This window comes from Paenibacillus tritici (genome assembly GCF_013204885.1).
Taxonomy (GTDB): domain Bacteria; phylum Bacillota; class Bacilli; order Paenibacillales; family Paenibacillaceae; genus Paenibacillus_AQ; species Paenibacillus_AQ tritici.
In genome coordinates, this window is sequence record NZ_JABMKX010000004.1 from 374474 (window position 1) to 395558 (window position 21085).

The following is a 21085-nucleotide window of genomic DNA, read 5'->3' on the forward strand; positions in this document are numbered from 1 at the left end:
TTATTCCGCAGACGGGAGCTTGGCGCGTGTGGACTTCTTTTTATTAATCTCCTTGGACAGCTCTAACTGCTGCTGGGAGATTTTTTTGAGTTCTGCCTGTAATTTGGTGATCCGGCTCATTTTACTGCTGAGCGAGCTTGGCGAAGAGCTGAGTTTGCAGTCTTTCTCCAGCTGGCTGATCTTGCCCCGGGTGGTGTTGGTCTTCTTCTGCAGCTCCGCAATATCCGATTCCATCTCGGTGATCTCCTGGTTCAGGCGGTTAAGCATAGATTTCGTGAAGCTAATAGCCATTCTGGCACCTCTTACTTCCCTTAATATAATGTGCATCAAGATATTATTGTACTACAAGCGTTACGTATATGCGAGATACAGAAGAAGACCCGTGGAGTGCGCTCCGCGGGTCTTCTTCTGTATGAAACCTATAGAATGGCAGAGAATGCAGGCGCGCTCCCTAGACTTCCTTGGCAACAACCATCTTCTGCTCCACACCCGGTTCCTTGGCCTGCCCCACCTGCTTAATGAAGAAGGAGAGGACCAGCCCGATCACGCCGATGCCAACAATGACCAGGTAGGAATCGTTGATGCCCTGGATGGAGGCTTCCATTATCATATGCTTCTGAGCTTCGCCGGTAGTTCCGCCGCTTGCCATCATATCTTGAACATGGGCGGCGGTACGGCTGGTCATCACGGTGACCAGCAGAGAAGTCCCTACGGCACCGGCTACTTGCCTTACAGTATTGGAGATCGCTGTACCATGTGAATTCAGCCTTGATGGGAGCTGATTCAGCCCGAGGGTCTGAATAGGCATGAGGAGCAGGGCCATTCCGATCCTGCGGCCGGTGGACATCAGCATCAAATAGCTGTAGCTTGTCGAGTCTGTAAGATTCACGAAGCTGAGGGTAGTCAGAATCGTGATCGTGAGGCCGATAATGGAGAGCCATTTCGCTCCGAAGCGGTCGAACAGCTTACCGGTGACCGGCATAAGCGCGCCCATAATGACCGCTCCGGGAAGCAGCAGCAGGCCGGATTCCATGGCGGTGAAGCCGCGGGCATTCTGCAGATAGAGCGGCAGCAGCATCATATCCGCGTACATCACAATCGTAACCGCCACACTGATGAGGGTGGTCAGGGAGAACATATTATATTTGAAGGCCCGCAGATCCAGCAGCGGGCTATCGGAAGTGAGCTGCTTCCAGATGAATAACCCGAGCGACAAGAGTCCTGCTGCCAGAGACAATAGCACTTCTGCGCTCGACCAGCCTGCGCTGGCCGCCCGGCTGAAGCCGTACAGCAGGGTGCCGAATCCGAGGGTGGACAGGACCACGCTGGTGATGTCGATTTTGGGAAAAGTACGCTCTGCCACATTTCTCAGATAAATAAATCCGCATACGATGACAATAACGGTAAGGGGAAGCATGCCGTAGAACATCGTCTCCCAAGAATAACGTTCCATAATATATCCGGCCAGCGTAGGGCCAATGGCCGGGGCGAAGATAATGGCGAGTCCGACCATACCCATGGCGGCGCCTCTTTTCTCACGCGGGAACAGGGTTAAGATGACATTGGTGAGCAGCGGCATAATAATGCCGGCACCGGCAGCCTGAATCATCCGTCCGGTAAGCAGCACGGGGAAGCTTCCGGCAAGAGCAGATACAAGGGTCCCCGCAAAGAAAATAAACATCGAGGCCTGGAACAGCTCGCGTGTAGTGAAACGCTGCATCAGATAGGCTGTGATCGGAATCAGCACACCGTTAACGAGCATATAACCGGTAGTCAGCCACTGGGCCGTTGCCGCCGTGATGTTGAAGTCATTCATCAACTCCGGTGTGGCCACGCTCATGATGGTCTGATTCAGTGTGGCCAGGAAGGCGCCGAGAATCATTACGAAAAGAATAGGTCCCTTTTGAATAGAGGGGACTTTGTAGTTTGCTGTCTTGTTACTCAATATTCTCCATCCTTTCAAACCGCCGAATCATGGACTAAATTTACAATGTGTCGTATAGTTTACAATGTATAAAGTAGATTATAAATGAAAATTTCATGCGATCAAGCAACGATTTTCGGGAAAATGTAAAGTAGTTTACACTTAGAAGAGATGTGTAGTGTATGTAGGTGAAAAACGACACTTTAGACTGAAATTGTAGCCTGCCCTTGGGCAGCCGCAGATAGGAGAGAACAGAATGGCCAATTCCCCCCAGCGGACAGATCCGCGTGTCCTCCGCACACGCCAATTCCTTAAGGAGGCGCTGGTTGAGCTGATGGAAGAGATGAGCATTGAGAAAATCACCGTCAACCGCCTTGCGCAGCGGGCCCAAATTAACCGTGTGACCTTCTATCTGCATTACCGGGATATCCCGGATATGCTTGAGAAAATGGCGGATGACATGGCTGAGGAGGTGCTGGAAGTGGTAAGGGATGATACGGACCCTATGGAAGCTGCACAGGAAGAGAAGTGGCCGATGCTGGAGCGTCTGCTTGTGCATATTGCTGAGAACGCCAAATTCTACAAAATCGTACTGACGTCACGGAAGAGTACGATCTTTACCGACCGGCTATTTAAACTGATGGCGGACATTATCTCGGCACGGGTGGAGAGCAGGGTTACTGCGCATGACGCTTCGGAGGTAACGGTGCAGAGGGACATCGCTGTGTGGTATGGCTCGGCGGCCCTCATCGGGACAATCATTGCCTGGCTCCGGGAGGATATGCCGTATACGCCGCAGTATCTGGCCAGGCAGATCACTTCGCTGCGGGCAAATTGATGGACTCACAGGTCCAAGAGCGGCCAATTCATCCAGCATATAAATAGTAGGGACTACTACGTATTCTGCAGCTATTTATAATGGATGGGGTGGTTCGGGATGAAGAGGAAGAGGAAGGCAAAATCGGCACGGAAGCGGGTAATTCCCGCCAGATTGCAGGCTATACTCAGAGTGAAGCGCAGAATCAAGGCGCAGACCCTTGAGTTTGCGGTATTTGGAGACAGCCATGTAGGATACGGCGACAGCTTAAGCATATTTAAGAGCCTTTTGCCCAAAGCGGTGAGCAGCGGGAACAAACGGTTGTTCATCTTCGGGGGAGATAATACACACGCGGGTGCGGACCAAGGGGAGAACGCCGAAGCGTATTACAAAGAATTCAGAGACACAGTAACAGGCACGCTCGGAAGTATTCCTTATAAGGCCTCGATAGGGAATTGGGAGGCCACCACCCGGCCTCTGTTCACCCAGTATTTGGGGGCGGTAGCCGGACAGATGAATTTCCCGGGAACCCAGGGCAAAGTGAAATATGTGTGGCTGGATTGCGCACTCGGACAATTCAGTCCGGCAAGTCTCTATCTGCTGCGAAATCTGGATGACAAGCATTACTATATTGTGGATTTCCATTGGCCTCTGAGGGTGCAGGGAATTTCAGTGGATTCCAGCCATGTGCTCAGCGCAGCGGAGACCACCAGATTCTTCTCGGCGATTCCGCCCCAAGCAAGAGATAAGGTTCTGGCTATCTTCACACACCATGGTCATAAATTCTACCGCAAGCTTAGTAATATCTATCCGGGATACGCTAAGACGAAATTCTTCGTCTGCGGCTGTTCCGGGGAATATAAATGCAAGACTGACGGGAACATGGGTTACTACAGTGCCACCTTAACCGGCAGCGCATCAGGATATATGGTCGATGCGTATATTGAGCACTGAGTGTAGTACAGCGGGACACGGCGGAGGGCTTGACAGCCCTTTCATGGGTTGGGTATGGTTGTATGGTTCATAACATGAGACATACGACAGGAGGAATCACACGATGAATATTCTGATTACCGGGGCCGGACGCGGACTGGGGCTTGATCTGGTTGCCGTAGCACTGGAACACGGACATGACGTTATTGCCGGAGTACGTGACCCGGCGCGCGGGCAGGCAGCACTATCAGCGCTTGCGGCTGCATACGGGGACAACCTGACCGTGGCTGCTCTTGATGTGACAGATGAGGCTGGAATAGCGGCGCTGGCTGCAAGCTTGAAGGAGCAGGGGCGGACGCTCGGTGTGATCATTAATAATGCCGCAGTGCTGAATGCCACGGACACTCCGCTTGAGGAGCTGGATATTGCAGAGATGCAGCTTGCGCTTGATATTAATCTGTACGGGCCGATGCGTGTGGTCAAGCACTTCCTGCCGCTGCTAACAGAGCAGAAGGCTTCAATTATCAATATCTCCTCCGAGGCAGGCAGTATCACGAATGCTTACCCGGGCAGTTATCCGTACACGATCTCTAAGACCGCACTAAATATGTTCTCGCAAAAGCTCCATGTCACGCTGAAGGAACGCGGTATCCATGTACTCAGCGTACACCCCGGCTGGATGCCCACCGATATGGGCGGATCTAAAGCGCCAACGAGTCCGCGTACCAGTGCCGAAGGCATTCTTAGCCTGATTGAGCAGCGCACCGCGCCGGAAGGGCACTTCAGGTTCGTGGACTATACGGGCAAGGACATGGAGATTTAATTGGAAGACACAGATTGCCGTTACCGCTGCTGGTGCCGGCTGATTCAAGCAGCGCTTCCTCCAGCGCCTGAAGACCGATAGGCTTAAGCAGGGAGTCCATGCCGCCCCGGCAGAAGGCCTTCAGGATGAAGGCGTGGCTGCTAGTCACGATCATTCTGCCGTAAGTATGCTGCCCGTACAACTGCTCCAGCAGAGGGGCTTCGCCCAGCAGCAGCAGCTTGGCATCCGTAATGATCAGTTCAGGTCTATGCTTCTGAATCAGCCGCAGGGCGGAAGCATCACAGCCGGCTTCCATAATCTCTGCGGTATCCGGGGAGAGCTGCTCCAGCATCTGCCTCAGGCTGTCCCGCACCTGAAGACTGTCGTCAACGAGTATGATTTGCATTGCAATTCCTCCTGTTAAGATGCCAAGGTCTCCTTAATCTTTGCGTCCGGGGAGCGGCGGGGCCATAGCAGCAGTCCAAGTGAACCTCCAATGAGGAGCAGGCAGAGCAGGTAAGAATGCCGGTATCCTAACCACTGGGCTGCGGCTCCTCCCGCCAGGCTTCCGGTCAGTCTGCCGATGGTTGTGGCATTGGTGTACAGCGTAGAGGCGTAGCCGGGAAGATCCGGCAGCAGATCCTGAATATAGCTGATGCCAATGGCAGAGATTACGGCGACAAAAAAAGCCAGCAGCACCTGTCCGGCCATGAGCTGCCAAAGCTCGCCCGCCCCCAGCACCAGCGCGTAATACATTCCTCCCAGCACCATGCCCCAGCCCATCAGCAGCTTGTTAGAATATTTGGCCGACATCAGTCCCAGCATGAACATGAACGGAATCTCCAGCAAGGCGCAGATACTCGCAACCGAAGCCACGTTCTGTGTACTGCCTCCAAGCGTATTGACGATGAATAACGAAATGTTCAGATTATTGGCCCAGTGTCCGGCATAGAGCAGGGTCAGGATGAGAAAAGGAACCAGCACCCTGGTATCCCGGTGCAGCCGGACTGGCTGTTGCCGGGGCTTATGGCTCTGCCGGTTAGCGGCAGGCGGCCGTACGAAGCTGAACACAAGCAGCGCATTCACCAGGAAGATCAGGGTTGTCGACAGGAATACTCCCTGGAACCCGAAGCGGCTCAAGAGCGCAGCTCCTGCCAGCGGCCCGCTGATGAAGCCAAGCGAGAACATCGAGCGCAGGGTAGAGTTGGCATAGGCGTGATCGGGGGAACGGCTGGCGTTCACGGCTTCCCTGGCACTGGCGAATAATTGCGGCATCGCCGGGGCGCCTACTGCGGTGAATACAGTCATATAGACCAGCAACGGGTAGAAGTCATGGATGAATATGTATCCGGCAAAAGCAATTGCATTAAATATCATACAGATCACCATCAGCCTGCGGCGGTTCAGACCGGCATCAGAGCGCTTGGCGATGAACATGCTTAAGGCCACACCGCTAAGCAGAGTCACCGCCGTGAAGATTCCGAAGGTTCCGGCGGATACGCCGAGTTCTTCGGTGAAGTAGACAGCCAGGAACGGGGCGCTGATAGAGATGGCCATTCCCTGAAACAGCATACATAACATGAATATGGGATAGCTTGGAATCCGGAGCAGAGCATAGGTTCTTTTGAGCATAGAGGCAGTGAGCTTCCTTTCGGCATCGCTTGTAGTCTTATCTTTGATTTGGTTATAGTATAGTTAATGTTACGGGAATATTGAATGTTTTATCTGATTATTTATCTATACTATTTGGCTGGGATGGTGAACATTGTGGATGTAAGGCTGCACGCGTGCGCGTATTCTTTTCATGTGCTGCCCTTCAAAACCTCCTTCACGCCGCCGCCCTTCTTCCTCTTCAGGCTGCAGGTGGTAGGCAGCTGCCGGGCGCTGGTTAACGGAAGGATGACCCGGATTCAGCCTGGAGATTTGCTGATCTATAAGCCCGGGGAGCCTTATCATCTGGTGGTGGAGGAGATGGACGGGAAGATCGAGAGCGGAGATTATTACCTGCTCTGCGAAGGCTCGTGGATTCAGCAGTGGTGGGAATCGCGTCCCCGTCTGCCGCATCAGCGTATTCACCTGGATGCAGGGATGCTCTCCCTGTGGCAGCAGCTTAGCATGGAGCAGCACCGGATCATCCAGGACAGCCCGGAGCTGATCCGCCATCTGCTCTGCGCACTATGCCTGTCACTGGACCGTCTGCCGGTAGAATCGTCACCCCTTGAGGATACGCTGAGATCCTCCAATGAGCGGGTGATGAGGATGCACCGCTACATTAACGAGTATGCGCTGAGTCCGCTGCGGGTGGAGGAGGTTGCGGCTTATGCGGGGCTAAGCGTATCGCGTGCGGTGCATCTTTTCAAGGAGCTGTCCGGGTATACCATCATTCAATATACCCAGGAGATCCGGTTGTCGAATGCTCTGGAGCGCATCCGTTATACCGACTTCAGTCTGGAGAATATTGCGAATGCCTGCGGCTTCGGGACCTATTCCTATTTCCACAAAGTATTCAAGGCCAGATACGGCGTCTCCCCCAAAGAGATCCGCAAGCGGCCGCTGGAGAACAAGCCGGAAGGGGATTATGTCATTACGGACGGGGACCTGAAATATACCGGACTGTCGGCAGATGCGCTGAAGTTCCATTATCCGCAAGGGAATCCCCCGCAGCCGTGAATCTCTAATTATGAACTGATTTTTGGGATAATTATGATGGTGTTGCCGGAAGCGCCGATCTTTTATGATGAGATGAAACCGTTATCATGAAGATTGAAGATTAAAGGAGCGATTGAAATGGATACTGCTACATATCCTTTTAGACAAACTGACGTACCATTGGGTGAACGTATACAGGATTTGCTCTCCAGGCTGACGCTGGAGGAGAAGGTAAGTCTGATGCCGCAATATCAGGCGGAGATTGAACGGCTTGGCATAGGCGGCTACAAGCATGGGACAGAAGGGGCGCACGGGATCTCTTGGCTGGGCAAAGCGACCTCTTTCCCGCAGCCAAGCGGCCTGGCCTGCACCTGGAACCCGGAGCTGCTGCAGCGGATCGGCTCAGCCATCGGGGATGAAGCCAGAGCCTTCTACCGGAAGAATCCGGCCGTCAACGGCCTGACCCTGTGGGCACCGACGGTGGACATGGAGCGGGACCCGCGCTGGGGAAGAACAGAAGAAGCGTACGGGGAAGACCCGGAGCTGACAGGCCAGCTTAGCACAGCACTGGTCCAAGGTATTCAGGGCGATCATCCGGTGTATTTGAAAGCGGTAGCAACCCTTAAGCACTTCCTCGGCAACAACAATGAGATCGACCGGGGGGTGGCGTCCTCCAGTATTGACCCGCGGAATATGCGCGAATATTATCTGGAAGCCTTCAAGCCCGCCTTCCAGGAAGGTGGCGCACAATCTATGATGACCGCCTACAATTCAGTGAACGGAGTGCCGGTCATCCTCCATCCGGCCGTGATGGAGATTGTGAAGGGCGAATGGGAGATGGACGGGTTCATTGTGAGCGATGCCGGAGACCTGTTCGGAATTGTGAAGGACCATAAGTATTATGATTCCTTCGCCCGGTCGATGGCCGAGTCGATCAAGAACGGCATTGACAGTGTGACGGAAGAGACCGAAGAGACCATTAAGGTCATTCATGAGGCGCTCCGTGAAGGACTGCTGACCGAGGAGGATCTGGACCGCGCCCTGTCGAACACCTTCCGCGTCCGCTTCCGGCTCGGGGAGTTCGATCCGGAGGAAGGCAATCCGTATACGAGTATAGATGACTCTGTCATTCTCAGCAAAGCGCATGGCGAGCTGTCCCTGGAAGCCGCGAAGCAATCTATTGTGCTGCTCAAGAACGATAAGGCTACCCTCCCGCTGAAGGCCGATTCGTTGTCCAAGGTGGCTGTAATTGGTCCGCTGGGGGATGAAGCGTTCAGGGACTGGTATTCCGGAACAATGCCTTATGCGGTAACTCCTTATCAGGGGGTAACCAAGAAGCTGGCAGGCAAGCAGGTAACCTTCGAGAGCGGGGATGACCGGATCATCTTAACCTCTGCGGCAGGCGGTCAGGCTGTAGGCATCACGGGTGAGGACGGCCGGCTGGCGGTGCTGCATGATCAGCCGGAGCGCGGCGAACTGTTCCGCCATACGGCGTGGGGCTGGACGGCCAATACCCTGGAGTCTACCAGCCGTGGGCAGTATGTTACCCTGAGCGATGCCGGAACACTGACAGCTTCCGCTGATGAGATCTACGGCTGGTATGTGAAGGAATCGCTGAATCTGGTCCCGGAGGCAGACGGCGCAGTCAGCTTGCGGACCTGGAACGACCAGCCGCTGTGTATCAGTGCTGAGGACGGAACCATTCGCGCGGCTGAAGAAGAAGCATCTGCCGAAGCAGCACTATTCCATAAGAAAATTGTCGTGAACGGCATAGAAGCTGCGGCAGAAGCGGCCCGGGCTGCTGAGGTTGCAGTCGTCTTCGTCGGCAACCACCCGCTGCTGAACGGGAAGGAAGAGATCGACCGGCCGGACATTGTGCTGCCTGCTGAACAGGAGAACCTGGTTAAGGCCGTCTATGCCGCTAACCCGAATACGGTGGTAGTCATCGTGGGCAGCTACCCGATCTCCTCCACCTGGATCGACGAGCATATTCCGGCAGTACTCTATACCTCCCACAGCGGACAGGAGCTTGGCCATGCGGTGGCAGAAGTCCTGTTCGGCGGGTACAGCCCGTCCGGCAAGCTGAATATGACCTGGTACCGCAGCGTGGACCAGCTTCCAGAATTCATGGACTATGACATTATCAAAGGCAAAAGAACCTACATGTACTTCGACGGTGAACCGCTGTATCCGTTCGGGCATGGTCTGAGCTACGCGCAGGTGGAGTATAAGAAGCTGTCGCTGGCGGCGGAGGAAGTGCAGCAGGACGGCACGATCAGCCTGACCGTAGAGCTTGAGAACAGCGGCAGTGTAGAGGGGGACGAGGTGGTGCAATGGTATGTGCAATCCTTGTCCACCCGGATCAAGCGTCCGCTTAAGCAGTTGAAGGGCTTTGAGAAGCTCCGGCTGGCTGCCGGGCAGGCAGAGACAGTCACCTTCACCCTGCCGGTATCCGAGCTCTCCTTCTGGGATGTAAGCCGGGAGCGGTATTGTGTGGAGGACGGGGAATACAAGCTCCTCGTAGGCCGTTCTTCAGGCGATATCCGGCTGAGTGCTACCATCCGGGTGCATGGCGAGAATGTTCCGCCGCGTAATCTGTATACAGCAGTGAAAGCCGAGAACTACGATGATTACGAAGCGGTATTCCTGGATGAGTGCAAGGCAGGCGGCGCTTCGGTACATCCGGTGAAGGATGGGGCATGGATTGCCTTCCATAATGTACAGTTCGCCGAGGGCGCAGCAGGTATTGAGCTGCTGGTATCCTCGTCCCAAGGAGGCGGGATTGAGGTCAGAACCGGCGGTCCGTCCGGCAAGCTGGCAGCTACGCTTGCGGTTCCGGCAGGCGAAGCCCAGAGCTGGCATAGCCAGTCCGCCCTGGCAGGCGTGGATGCCGGAACCGCCGATGTGTATCTTGTATTTAAGGGTGAGGTTCTGCTCAGCCGCGTTCTTTTTACGGTGTAGAAGGTTCCAAAAGTATAATTGGTAGGGAACACAACTTGAAGCTTCGTCGTCACCGGGTGTACATTTGGACTTCCGGAATGAAAAAAATCTGGAGACCACAGAGATTGGAACACCGGTCCGTTCGCGCAGCGTCCATCCAAGTGCTCACGTTGATCCCTCCAAAATAAAAAGCAGTCCCAAGTAGTCATTTCATGGCTTTTGGGACTGCTTTTTTGTTATTTTTGTCAGGTGCCGGAGATAGTTGGATTTACTCCACTTGCTGATAAAGGAATGAACGCTGCTAAGACAAGAGTTGGAAAAACAGCATTTAATTTCTCACAATTCACCCTCAGAAGCCCAAATGACTGATTTTAGATGCTGTTTTTCCACTTGCTTCTATCAATCCCTCAGAAACAGACAAAATAAGATACCTTTTTCCACCTGCTTGCTGCATGATCGACCGAATCAATACGACCGCGTGGACGAAGCCCCGCCAGACAACCCTTGCGCCTTGCGGAACGCAGACGGAGACATGCCGCTCTGCTTATTGAAGATGCGGTTGAACTGGGAGAAGCTGTTGAATCCGCATTGTCCGGCAATGTCGGAGATCTTCTGACGGGTATGCAGCAGCAGTTGCTGGGCTTTGCGGACGCGCGTCATCTGGATGTATTCCGTCAGAGTGAAGCCGGTAACGGTTTTGAACTGATGGGACAGGTAATAAGGGCTGATATAGAATTCCTTGGAGATAGAATCCAGGGACAGCTCGCTGCTGTAATGGCTGTGGATGCGGGCGGTGATCGAATAGATTTTTTGCATCATCGCGTTCCCGATCTCCTCCAGCACATAAGCGTTCTGGCCGGACTGCTGGAATAAACTGCACAGAAATTGCTGGAACAGGCTGTGGATCAGCACCGGATTCAGCGGCGAAGTATTGTGGGACAAGGTAAAAATGGCATTCAGCGGCTCGAACACGGCACTGCGCGGACCGCCCGTGAACCGGTAGATCGGAACCTCCGCGGCGAACGGTTGCAGCATGGTATGGTAAGCGGCCTCAAGTCCGGGGGTATTCCCGGGCATGTTGAAGTTGATGATCAGCCGCTTATGCGGCGGCCCTGCGGGATACTGGGTCATATGCAGCCGGTACGGGGCGAGCAGAACAATATCATATTGCTGCAGGGCATGAATATTACCCTCAATAATATGTGTGGCGCTGGAATCGAGCAGAATATGGATTTCATAAAAGTCATGATCATGCTGAAACTCCATATTAATGTCGTGGGACCGCTGATCGTAGTCAAAATAATAAAACAGCGGATCAGCCGGAGTATTGATACGTACGCTATACCCTTGCTCATACAACAGGTCGCTTTCAAGCATAACCTCTCTCCTCACCACTTGCAGATTACCCATATATTATAGGCCCGAAAAAGCAAATAATGCAATGTTTAGGACGGAATATAGCAAAAGTAAGGTAGTTTTTGAACCAGAGGGTTTGTTATAGTGATGATATGAAAGCGGATACAAGGAGTGATGAGATGTTATTCACAGAAGAAAAGCTGATAAAACGCCAGGCCGAAGTGGAAAAGCATAGATATCTTAAGGTTCTGGAGCTTACAGAGTTTGCGTTCGCAGAGGATGAGGAAGGGGCTAACGGCGTATACCCGGAATCGGTGTCCTTTGATGGCATCATCAGACTTCAGGAGCATTGGCGCGGACGGGACCGTTATGTCTGGCTGCGTACAGTGATCGTAATGCCCGAGAGTCAGGCGGGCTTCAGACTCGCCGGCAGATTTGATTTTGGCAAAACAGGGGACTTCAATAACTCCGGCTTCGAATCGCTGCTGTTCGTGAACGGCTCGCCTTACCAGGGCGTAGATAATAACCATAGAGAGGTGATCTTCGGCGATGAATGGGGCGGGCAGACGGTAGAGCTGGCGTTCCGGCTGTGGTCGGGGCTCGAAGGCGGCGGGCGTCCCAGAATTCAGGATCACCGGATCAGCGAAGCCTTCATCGGCTATTCGGACGAGAGAATTGATGATCTGTTCTATATGTCGAAGGCCGCGCTGGATACCTTCCGTTATCTGGGCAGAGACCAGCCGGAGAAGCAGTGGCTGCTTAGAGCGCTGAACGACGCCTTCCGCCTGATTGACTGGTCGGAGCCCGGCTCGCCGGAGCATATCACCTCGCTGTACGAGGCAGGCTCCAGTCTGAATCAGGCGGTAGAGGGGATGCCGCAGACTTTTGACGTAACGCTTACGGCTGTAGGCCATACCCACATTGATGTTGCGTGGCTGTGGCGGCTTAAAGCTACCCGTGAGAAGACCGCCCGCTCCTTCTCCACCGTCCTGCGGCTGATGGAGGAATTCCCGGAGTACCAGTTCCTGCAGACACAGCCGCAGCTATACGCGTACCTGGAGCAGGATTATCCCGAGCTGTTCGGGCGGATCTCGGAGAAGGTGAAGGAAGGACGCTGGGAGGCGGAAGGTGCCATGTGGCTGGAGGCCGATTGTAACATCCCGTCCGGGGAGTCGCTGGTCCGCCAGATTATGACGGGCAAACACTATCTTCGTGAACAATTCGGAGTTGAGAGCAAATACCTCTGGCTGCCGGATGTATTCGGGTATAGCTGGGCGCTGCCGCAGATTCTCCGCAAATCGGGGATTGATACCTTCATGACCACCAAAATCAGCTGGAACCAGTTCAACCGGATGCCGCATGACACCTTCTGGTGGCGGGGAATGGACGGCTCGGAGGTGCTCACGCATTTCATTACCACCTCAGAGAAGGACGGGGCTGAATACACATATAACGGACGGATGACAGCGGCGCTGCTGCGCGGGATCTGGAATTCCTATCAGGACAAGGAGATCAATGATCACCTGATGTTTGCCTACGGCTGGGGCGACGGGGGCGGAGGACCCACACGGGAGATGCTGGAGCTTCGCCGGCGCTTCGACAAGCTTCCGGGTATCCCGAAGATTGAAATGGGCAGTGCCGGGGACTATTTCACCGGACTGCATGAACGCATCGGTAAGGCAGAGGCATTCGTGCACACCTGGAACGGCGAGCTGTATTTCGAATGCCACAGGGGAACGTATACCTCGCAAGCCCGCAACAAGAAGTACAACCGCCGCCTGGAGCTGCTGCTGCGTGATGCGGAGTGGCTGTATACGCTGACCGGGGTAAGACGGGGGAATCTGGAATCGGTATATCCTGCGGCTGAACTGGGCGGGATCTGGGAGATTCTGCTGCGCAATCAGTTCCACGACATCATCCCCGGTTCGTCCATCCAGGAGGTCTACGAGGACAGCGACCTTGAATATGCGGAAGGAGAGGCACGTTCACTCGCGCTGATTAACAGCGCAGCTGAAGGAGAGACTGGCAGCCGGATCACCCTGCTGAACAGCTCGAACTGGAACCGTCCGCGGGTTGCGCTGATTCCCGCAGAGACCGCAGACGGCGCACAGGTTCATGATGCGGACGGGAACCGGCTGATGCAGCAGCAGACGGCAGACGGCGGAGTGCTGGTGTATGTTCCATCGGTGCCTGCACTTGGCACGGCAGTCCTCCAGATAGCACCCGGACAGGCTGAGGAGGCATCCCGGGAGGAACAGGTTCAGCCGCTTGCAGCCGTATCCGGCAACACGCTGACAACACCGCTTGTGAAGGTCGTGTGGAATGAGCAGGGCCAGTTCACTTCGATGCTTGACCGGCAGAGCGGCCGTGAGCTGCTGGCTCCGGGGCAGCGCGGCAATGTGCTTCAGGTGTTCGAGGATAAGCCGCTGGACTTTGAGGCGTGGGATATTGATATTTTCTACCAGGAAAAGATGACGGAGATCTCACAGCTGTCCGGCTGCGAGCTGACCGAGAACGGTCCGCTGCGGGCCGTGCTGCGTATGAGCTGGACCTATCACCGCACAGCGGTAACCCAGGACATCCTCTTTTACCGGGATACCGCCCGGATTGATTTCCGCACAGAGCTGGACTGGCACGGACATAACCAATTGCTGAAGGTGGCCTTCCCGGTGGATATTCATGCGTTGGAAGCTACCTATGATATTCAGTTCGGCAATGTGAAGCGCCCGACTCACTGGAATACGAGCTGGGATGTAGCCCGCTTTGAGACGGTAGGCCACCAGTGGGCGGATATCAGCGAGAAGGGGTATGGCATAGCGCTGCTGAATGACTGCAAATATGGCTACGACATCAAGGATAGTGTACTTCGGCTGACACTGCTGAAGTCGGCTGTTCATCCCGATCCCGAGCAGGATCAGGGGCATCATGCCTTTACGTATGCCCTTTATCCGCATACTGGCGATTTTGTGGAAGGCGGGGTAGTCCAGGAGGCGTGGGAGCTGAATAATCCGCTGCGCACCGTGGCAGGAGAGCTGGCAGGAGCACCGCTGCTTGATATCGCAGGCGCACATGTGATGGTGGATGCCATCAAGCGCTCGGAAGACGGCAACGATGTGGTGCTGCGGCTGCATGAATATGCCGGTTCCCGGACGCAGATCACGGTGGAGAGCGCATATTCTATTGCCTCCTGGCAGGAATGCAATCTGATGGAGGAGCCGCTCGGAGCCTGGCAGGAAGCAGAGCTGTCCTTCCAGATTAAGCCTTATGAGATCCGGACATTCAGAATGAAGCTGCGCGGGGCGCAAGCATGAGAGGGGAGCATGGCGGCATGGAAGCAGGAGAGAACCTGAAGGTGTATGGAAGCACTATTAATAAAGAGGAGCTGCTCCGTAAGCTGGACCTGGTTACAGATAAGCTGATGAAGCTGAGCCGGCCGGACAACGAGACGGAATTGCAGAAGCAGGTAGAGGGGGCGGGACGGCATCGTTATTTTGCCCGCGACTTCGGGATGGAGGAATGGGATTGGCCGCAGGGCGTAGGGCTGTATGGTCTGCAAAAGCTGGACCGCCACTTCGGGGACGGCCGTTATGAGGCCTACACCAAGCCGTGGATGGCCCGGCAGCTGGAGAAAGGCCTGCCCAGCCGGAACATCAATACGACCGCTCCGCTCTTGTCGCTGATGGAACTGGAGGAGGCCGGGGAGCTGAGCCTCGTATGGATGGATTGGCTGATGCATGGCCTGCCCAGGACACTGGAGCAAGGGTATCAGCATGTCACCACAGGTGCGGAGAAGCATGAAGTCTCACTCCATGAGAATGAGCTCTGGATTGATACGCTGTTCATGGCCATTCTGTTCACGGCCAAAATGGGAGTGAAGCATGATAACCCGCAGTGGCGGGAAGCCTCACTGCATCAATTGCTGCTGCACATTAAATATCTGTATGACAAAAAAACCGGCCTGTTCTTCCACGGCTGGCACTGTGAGCAGCGGCATAATTTCAGCGAAGCCTTCTGGTGCCGCGGCAATAGCTGGTTCACACTCGGCCTGCCGGAATATCTGGAGCTGATGCGCCCGTATCTGTCAGAGGGAATCTTCACATATCTCCAGCAGATCATGCAGGCCCAGGCGGAAGCTTTACTGGCTTGCCAGAGCGGGGATGGACTGTGGCATACGCTGCTGGATGACCCGGACAGTTATACCGAGACGTCCGGCTCGGCCGCCATTGCCGCCGGTATTCTGAACGGTGTACGCACCGGAATGCTGCCGGAGGCGTACGCGGAACCGGCGCTGAGAGCGATCCAGGCTGTGCTGGATCAGGTTGATGGCGAAGGCACCGTGCTTGGCGTATCGAGCGGTACTCCGATCGGTGCAGCCAAGGAGGATTACAAAGCGATTGTCATTGCCCCTATGGCCTACGGCCAGGCGATGGCGCTGGTTGCACTGGGTGAGGCTCTGCATTACTGCTGACGCGAAGGCGGATTTGCAGAACAGGCGGAGCGCAAGTGAAAGGAGTCTGCGAATGGTATAAGCGGCAGCTAAGGACGGGAGAATCGTCTTCGGCTGCCGCTTTTTTGCAGAGGCTATAGATCTTGTGACAGGCGTATCATATCGACCACTTGGATCCCATTCTCAAATAGTGCTTCAGGGTAATGTCTTATAAAAAAGTCCCTGTCGATCCCGGTCATTCTGAACCCGCATTTCTGATAAAGCAAAAGCTGTCCTACACTGGAGTTCCCCGTACCCAGCTCAAGCGTTTTATAGCCGAGAGACCTTGCCTTTTGAATGGCGTGATTCACCAGCAGTTTGCCTATCCCTTGGCCCTGGTAGTCCTCATCGACCGCAATATTCACCAGTTCCATGGTCTCTGGTCTGGTTTGCAGTAAGACATACACTCCGATTACACGGTTATCTGCCTCGGCGACGAAGCAGAGACCTCTTGCGGCATACTCATCAACAAGCCCCGGGGAAGGGTCTGCCAACAAAAGCAATTCTCTTGGGGGCTGTTCACCTGCAGTTAACGCTCTGATCTCCATACTGTTACCCCGTTCCTCATTCACTGTAATTCAAAGTGCCTGTACCCGGTCTGGTTTCGATCTTGTTTCTATATAAGTTCAGGATTCGAACCTCGGCCTCGCTTAACTCTTCGAAATTCCAGTACTTGTGCATCAGACTATATTCAAAACATTCCTTCAGCTTCAAAAATAACGGGAATTTCGTAAGCATCTCAGAAGAGAGATGATGCTCCTCCTGATAGCCTTCGAGCATTGCCTTAGTAATGGATCGTTCATAATCCCTCAGATTCCCTCCGCCCATGAAGGAGTACTCCAGCGCAGAATAGATCGGCACCACTAAATCGTATATATAGAAATGCTGTTCACAATCTTGAAAGTCAATCATGGTTAGTGCGGAGTCGCGGTCAACAAGGATATTTTCCAGCCACAGGTCGCCGTGGATTAGGCCGTAATTGGATGGGTCCCGGGGCAGCTCTTTAATCTGGGTGACCACGCCGGCTGCAATCTCCCGTATGGACTTCTCTTCTGCAGGAATATATTGGAGGAAATCGTATTCTTCACTTTCATGCCAATGACGAATAGTTACAGCAGCTTCAGTATTCAAATATCCTTTACTTACCCGGTGCATCCTGCCGATTTGTTGTCCAAGCCCTCTGAACACAGCTTCATTCCACTCTGTCCGCGGCAGATGGATTCCGGGTGCAGCCTTAAATACAACGCATAGCTGTTCTTCATCCAGGCTTAATGGTTCAAGGGATGAACCCTTGCTTGAGGGTACAATCTCTGCGACGCCTACGCCCTGGTTGAATAAATAATGAGTCCACTTAAGCTCTTCTAATTGTTCTTCATAGGTCTTGTAATTCGTGATTCGGGCGTAAAAGATACCTTGCCGGGAGTGACAACGGTACATTTCATTGGTTACTACTTCAACCTGATAAAACTCTACTTTATAGGTCTCGTTTAAAAATAGTAATATTCGTTCTTCCATAAGTTAATCCTCCACATGTTTTTCCTGCGTAATTAGAGCCTTGCAAACGTGATGTAATCGACTGGAGCAGGCTCTGCCGAATCCATCCGAAGCGCCCGGTTGATCTGTCCCCGGTGATATTGCCCATGTAAAAGGACCTGCAACAGGATATCCCGGACGGATGTTCGGAAGGGAACTCCGCTCTGGCTGGCATAATCAATCATCTTGTCCAGTTCGGATTCCTCCAGCCCTTCAATATAGATGCGGTACTGCTCAGCATTCTCTTCAAACATCTGCTGGATCGCCGCCAGCTCTTCGGTGTCCTCCCACAATGAATATTGTGCGCTGCCCTGACCTTGCAGCCGGGACAGCCAGACCCGCTCCGCAACCGCAATGTGCCGGACCAGCTTCAGCAGCTCCTTGTCCTTCGTGTCACTAGCCTCCAGCGCGTCCAAGATCCGTCCGTCCGCCCAATACAGGTGATTTAGCATGGATTTTATGGTTTTCATTTCGTTTCCTCCTCTTTATGATTCATGCTGATGTTCGGCCGACCAAGAGAGTGCCAGCTGTTCCATACTTTTTACAAAAGATTTTTTGGCTGGGCTATACTCACTTGTATTGTCGAAGCGTTCAACCAATTCTTGCTTGAACTTACTGTACCTGGTTACTTCTTCCGGATGACATCTCAAGTAATCTCTAAATATTAGATGCCGTTCAATTTGAGGATTATCTGTTTGATAACAATGAATGTGGTGAGTCCTTTCTTCACCGCCTTTGCGGAATAATCTTCTGCCAGGAATTCCCCAATCTCCGGCAACATCATATCCGAGCGAATGCATCCTATCGTTATATAAGTCGATCTTGTTAATGTCTTTTACAATACACATCATATCAATCACGGGTTTAGCCTGTAAGCCCGGCACTGAGGTACTTCCAAAATGCTCAAAACGCACGATTTCATCTGCCAATATAGTAGTTAAAAACGCAGCTTCCTCTTGGTAGCGGTTAACCCAGTCCGGATTATACTCGCTTAGTCTAACTTTCATGAAAAAACCTCCTACGGGGTGCATATAGGTCTATACTTATCTACCCGCTGGCTAAGGAATTAACTGTTTTGAGAGAGTTCTTTGGTCAAATAATAGTGAGAGTAACTGCCAGCGTTAGGTATCGTTCCAAACACTTCGAAGCCTTGCTTCAGGTAGAAGTCCAATGCCTGAAAGCTCAAGGTGTCTAATTTGATGAAGTCACATTTTTTCTCTTTAGCCATTCTTTCGGCTGTTGACAGTAGTTGCTTTCCGTATCCGAACGTCCGGTAGGCTTCTTCCACGAAAAGATATTGCACCTCTAACCAGTTCCAGCAGATCTCACCCACCAGTCCGCCGTAAATATTTCCAGCCTCATCTTGTAAAAGCGGGTTCACTTCCTGGTATCTGCCTTTCAACTCATCAGGGAAATGCTTAAGCCATCGGGAACACTCCTTCAAGCCAGTACATACTAACTTAAGTGTACCATTAAGCCCCAGTATTTGACTGTAAAAAACAACTAAACTTAAGCTATCCTGTATCTCAGCCTAATCCAGGTGGAGCCGGGTAAAAGATTTGCTTGAAGCTTCTGGGAGCATGAAGTATACTATTCTCGGGAAGGTTAAGCGCTTACCCTCTGAGGAGGATAAGTGAAGATGGTAAATCCGATTGTAGTTGGCATTATCGGCGCGGGAAGAATCGGGCGCCTGCATGCGGATAATCTGCGTGCGATGCCGTCCTATAAGCTGAAGTCTATTGCAGAAGCAATGATGAGTGACGAATTGCTGGCCTGGGCGGAGAGCCGGGGGCTGGGCTCTGTTTTTGCAGCGGGTGAAGATATTCTGAATGACCCTGAGATTGAAGCGGTGTTCATCTGCACACCGACGGATACACACGCATCGTGGATAGAGCGGGCTGCGCTTGCGGGGAAGCATATATTCTGTGAGAAGCCGATCAGCCTGTCATCGGAAGAGACCCTTCGGGCATTACAGATTGCAGAGGAAGCGGGCGTGCTGCTCCAGGTCGGCTTCAACCGCCGGATGGACCCCAGCTTCCGTAAGCTGAAGCAGCTGGTTGAGTCCGGGGAGCTGGGCAGCCCGCATATTGTGAAGATTACCTCGCGTGATCCGCAGCCTCCGGGCGAGTCTTATGTGCGCTCCTCGGGCGGGATGTTCATGGATATGACGATTCACGATTTCGATATGGCCCGCTACCTGATGGACGGGGAAGTGGCTGAGGTCTACACGCGGGGGGCGAACCTGATTGATCCGATGTTCGGCCGCTGCGGGGATGTGGACACAGCTGTCATCACACTGACCTTCGAGAGCGGAGCAATCTGCGTGATTGATAACAGCCGCAAGGCTGTCTACGGCTATGACCAGCGGGTGGAGGTATTCGGCACGCTTGGTTCGGCGACTGCCGACAATTGCCGCCCGACAACAGTGGAGGTGTCCACCGCCACTTCGGTTACCCGCGACCAGCCGGAGCATTTCTTCCTGGAGCGCTATAACCGGGCGTTCATGGACGAGATTGCCGCGTTTGCCCGTTCGGTACGGCTGCAGGAGCCGCTGATCTGCAGCGGCCGTGACGGTCAAGCGGCACAATTGATTGCCGAAGCAGCCAGAGCGTCCTATGTGAGCGGGCTTCCGGTCAAGCTGTCTGGTGCAGGAGCAGGACTATCGGAGATGCAAGCCTTGTAAGCGGATGCAAACCTTGAAGAACAAAGGAGGATGAGCGAAGATGTCCGAACTAATCATTAAGGCTGGAGCGCCAGACAAGGACGGACTGGTGGCTGCGGTCAGCCCGGAGAGCGCCGGATGGAAGTATGTAGGGTTCGAGGTGTATCAATTGCGAGCCGGGGATACTCTGGACCGCAGTGCAGAAGGGAACGAGGTCTGCCTGGTATTGCTTGCGGGCAAGGCGGATATCCGGGTGGAAGGCGAGCTGTTCGCAGGTATCGGCGGGCGTATGTCGGTCTTTGAAGATATGGCTCCATACGCGGTGTATGTTCCGGCGGGAGCGAACTACAAGGTTACAGCACTGACAGAGCTGGAGCTTGCAGCCTGTCTGGCTCCGGGAACGGGCAAATATCCGGCACGGCTGATTACTCCAGCCGATGCGGTTGCAGAGGACCGGGGGTATGGCAGCATGTCGCGCCGGGTCGTTAATATCCTGCCTGAGCAGAGTGTGGCTGAGAGTTTGCTGGTGGTGGAGGTGCGCACGGGCGGCGGCAACTGGTCCAGCTATCCGCCGCACAAGCATGATCAGGATAACCTGCCAGCCGAATCCTATCTGGAGGAGACGTACTATCACAGGGTGAATCCCGCCCATGGCTTTGTGGTGCAGCGGGTCTACAATGACGACCGCAGCTTAGACGAGACCCTGGCTGTGCCTGACCGGAGCATCGTGCTTGTTCCAGAGGGGTATCACCCGGTCTCCGCGCCGCCGGGTTATGATTCATATTATCTTAACGTGATGGCGGGGCCGGTCCGCACCTGGGTATTCCATAATGATCCAGATCATGAATGGCTGTTCAAGTGGGGGCAGAGTACGGCTGCTGTGGAAGATTGAACGGAGTCCGGGAGGGAAGATTGAGCGGAGTCTGCGAGGGGGAATTGAACGGAGCCCGCTAGGTAAATTCATAGATTAATCCGGGGCTTCC

Annotated in this window: 20 protein-coding genes; 10 read left to right on the top strand and 10 right to left on the bottom strand. The window is 53.8% G+C overall.

From position 1 onward, the window contains the following. A complete protein-coding gene (locus HQN87_RS09350) occupies nt 1-291 on the bottom strand; it encodes a hypothetical protein (RefSeq protein WP_173131115.1) in 291 nt (96 codons plus the stop codon). 160 nt (nt 292-451) lie between these two features. Further along, complete coding sequence (locus tag HQN87_RS09355; RefSeq protein ID WP_173131427.1) at nt 452-1882, bottom strand: DHA2 family efflux MFS transporter permease subunit; 1431 nt, start codon at nt 1880-1882, stop codon at nt 452-454. Nucleotides 1883-2180: 298 nt separating this feature from the next. Here HQN87_RS09355 and HQN87_RS09360 point away from each other — a divergent pair, with 298 nt between their 5' ends. The 4 genes from HQN87_RS09360 (at nt 2181) to HQN87_RS09370 (ending at nt 4497) form a co-directional block, all read left to right on the top strand. After that, on the top strand, nt 2181-2762 hold the full coding sequence (locus HQN87_RS09360) for a TetR/AcrR family transcriptional regulator (protein WP_173131118.1): 582 nt from the start codon (nt 2181-2183) through the stop codon (nt 2760-2762). Nucleotides 2763-2842: 80 nt separating this feature from the next. Continuing rightward, on the top strand, nt 2843-2965 hold the full coding sequence (locus HQN87_RS32690) for a hypothetical protein (RefSeq protein WP_301953166.1): 123 nt from the start codon (nt 2843-2845) through the stop codon (nt 2963-2965). Then, the gene (locus tag HQN87_RS09365; protein ID WP_246553376.1) at nt 2934-3695 is read left to right on the top strand and encodes a metallophosphoesterase; all 762 of its coding nucleotides are present in this window, start codon (nt 2934-2936) and stop codon (nt 3693-3695) included. Before HQN87_RS32690 ends, HQN87_RS09365 begins: the two co-directional genes overlap by 32 nt. 103 nt (nt 3696-3798) lie before the next feature. After that, a complete protein-coding gene (locus HQN87_RS09370; protein ID WP_173131123.1) occupies nt 3799-4497 on the top strand; it encodes an SDR family oxidoreductase in 699 nt (232 codons plus the stop codon). On the opposite strand, the gene HQN87_RS09375 is transcribed toward HQN87_RS09370, so the two are convergent. After that, nucleotides 4457-4882 carry a response regulator gene (locus tag HQN87_RS09375; protein ID WP_173131126.1) on the bottom strand — a complete coding sequence of 142 codons (426 nt, stop codon included), beginning with the start codon at nt 4880-4882 and terminating at the stop codon, nt 4457-4459. The two genes, HQN87_RS09370 and HQN87_RS09375, sit on opposite strands and share 41 nt — an antisense overlap. A gap of 14 nt (nt 4883-4896) precedes the next feature. After that, the gene (locus tag HQN87_RS09380; protein WP_367272689.1) at nt 4897-6156 is read right to left on the bottom strand and encodes a sugar efflux transporter; all 1260 of its coding nucleotides are present in this window, start codon (nt 6154-6156) and stop codon (nt 4897-4899) included. Between the two features lie 75 nt (nt 6157-6231). On the opposite strand from HQN87_RS09380, the gene HQN87_RS09385 reads away from it, so the two are divergent. Beyond that, entirely contained in the window at nt 6232-7146 is a 915-nt protein-coding gene (locus tag HQN87_RS09385; RefSeq protein WP_254075442.1) for a helix-turn-helix domain-containing protein, read from the top strand. 117 nt (nt 7147-7263) lie between these two features. Continuing rightward, nucleotides 7264-10086 (top strand): glycoside hydrolase family 3 protein, encoded by a 2823-nt coding sequence (locus HQN87_RS09390; RefSeq protein WP_173131135.1) that lies wholly within the window; start codon nt 7264-7266, stop codon nt 10084-10086. Nucleotides 10087-10530: 444 nt separating this feature from the next. Here the strand turns inward: HQN87_RS09390 and HQN87_RS09395 are convergent, their stop codons facing one another. Then, a complete protein-coding gene (locus tag HQN87_RS09395; protein ID WP_173131138.1) occupies nt 10531-11442 on the bottom strand; it encodes a helix-turn-helix transcriptional regulator in 912 nt (303 codons plus the stop codon). A 158-nt stretch (nt 11443-11600) separates the two neighbouring features. Here HQN87_RS09395 and HQN87_RS09400 point away from each other — a divergent pair, with 158 nt between their 5' ends. Both HQN87_RS09400 and HQN87_RS09405 read left to right on the top strand, forming a co-directional pair. Further along, entirely contained in the window at nt 11601-14732 is a 3132-nt protein-coding gene (locus HQN87_RS09400; protein WP_173131141.1) for an alpha-mannosidase, read from the top strand. Then, nucleotides 14729-15889 carry a glycoside hydrolase family 88/105 protein gene (locus tag HQN87_RS09405; RefSeq protein ID WP_254075426.1) on the top strand — a complete coding sequence of 387 codons (1161 nt, stop codon included), beginning with the start codon at nt 14729-14731 and terminating at the stop codon, nt 15887-15889. The genes HQN87_RS09400 and HQN87_RS09405 overlap by 4 nt, the downstream gene beginning before the upstream one ends. Nucleotides 15890-16002: 113 nt before the next feature. Here HQN87_RS09405 and HQN87_RS09410 read toward each other — a convergent pair whose 3' ends face one another. From HQN87_RS09410 to HQN87_RS09430, 5 genes are read right to left on the bottom strand one after another with little or no spacing between them, the layout of a single operon-like run. Next, entirely contained in the window at nt 16003-16455 is a 453-nt protein-coding gene (locus HQN87_RS09410; protein ID WP_173131144.1) for a GNAT family N-acetyltransferase, read from the bottom strand. 16 nt (nt 16456-16471) lie between these two features. Further along, nucleotides 16472-17422 carry a phosphotransferase enzyme family protein gene (locus tag HQN87_RS09415; RefSeq protein ID WP_173131147.1) on the bottom strand — a complete coding sequence of 317 codons (951 nt, stop codon included), beginning with the start codon at nt 17420-17422 and terminating at the stop codon, nt 16472-16474. 32 nt (nt 17423-17454) lie between these two features. Then, entirely contained in the window at nt 17455-17910 is a 456-nt protein-coding gene (locus HQN87_RS09420) for a DinB family protein (RefSeq protein WP_173131150.1), read from the bottom strand. Nucleotides 17911-17925: 15 nt separating this feature from the next. After that, nucleotides 17926-18447, bottom strand: coding sequence for a GrpB family protein (locus tag HQN87_RS09425; RefSeq protein ID WP_173131153.1), 522 nt, complete (start codon nt 18445-18447; stop codon nt 17926-17928). A gap of 59 nt (nt 18448-18506) precedes the next feature. Further along, nucleotides 18507-18884, bottom strand: coding sequence for a GNAT family N-acetyltransferase (locus HQN87_RS09430; RefSeq protein ID WP_367272681.1), 378 nt, complete (start codon nt 18882-18884; stop codon nt 18507-18509). Nucleotides 18885-19079: 195 nt separating this feature from the next. Here HQN87_RS09430 and iolG point away from each other — a divergent pair, with 195 nt between their 5' ends. Beyond that, a complete protein-coding gene (gene iolG / locus HQN87_RS09435) occupies nt 19080-20123 on the top strand; it encodes an inositol 2-dehydrogenase (RefSeq protein WP_173131156.1) in 1044 nt (347 codons plus the stop codon). Nucleotides 20124-20163: 40 nt separating this feature from the next. Further along, complete coding sequence (gene iolB / locus HQN87_RS09440) at nt 20164-20994, top strand: 5-deoxy-glucuronate isomerase (RefSeq protein ID WP_173131159.1); 831 nt, start codon at nt 20164-20166, stop codon at nt 20992-20994. Nucleotides 20995-21085 lie beyond the last annotated feature (91 nt).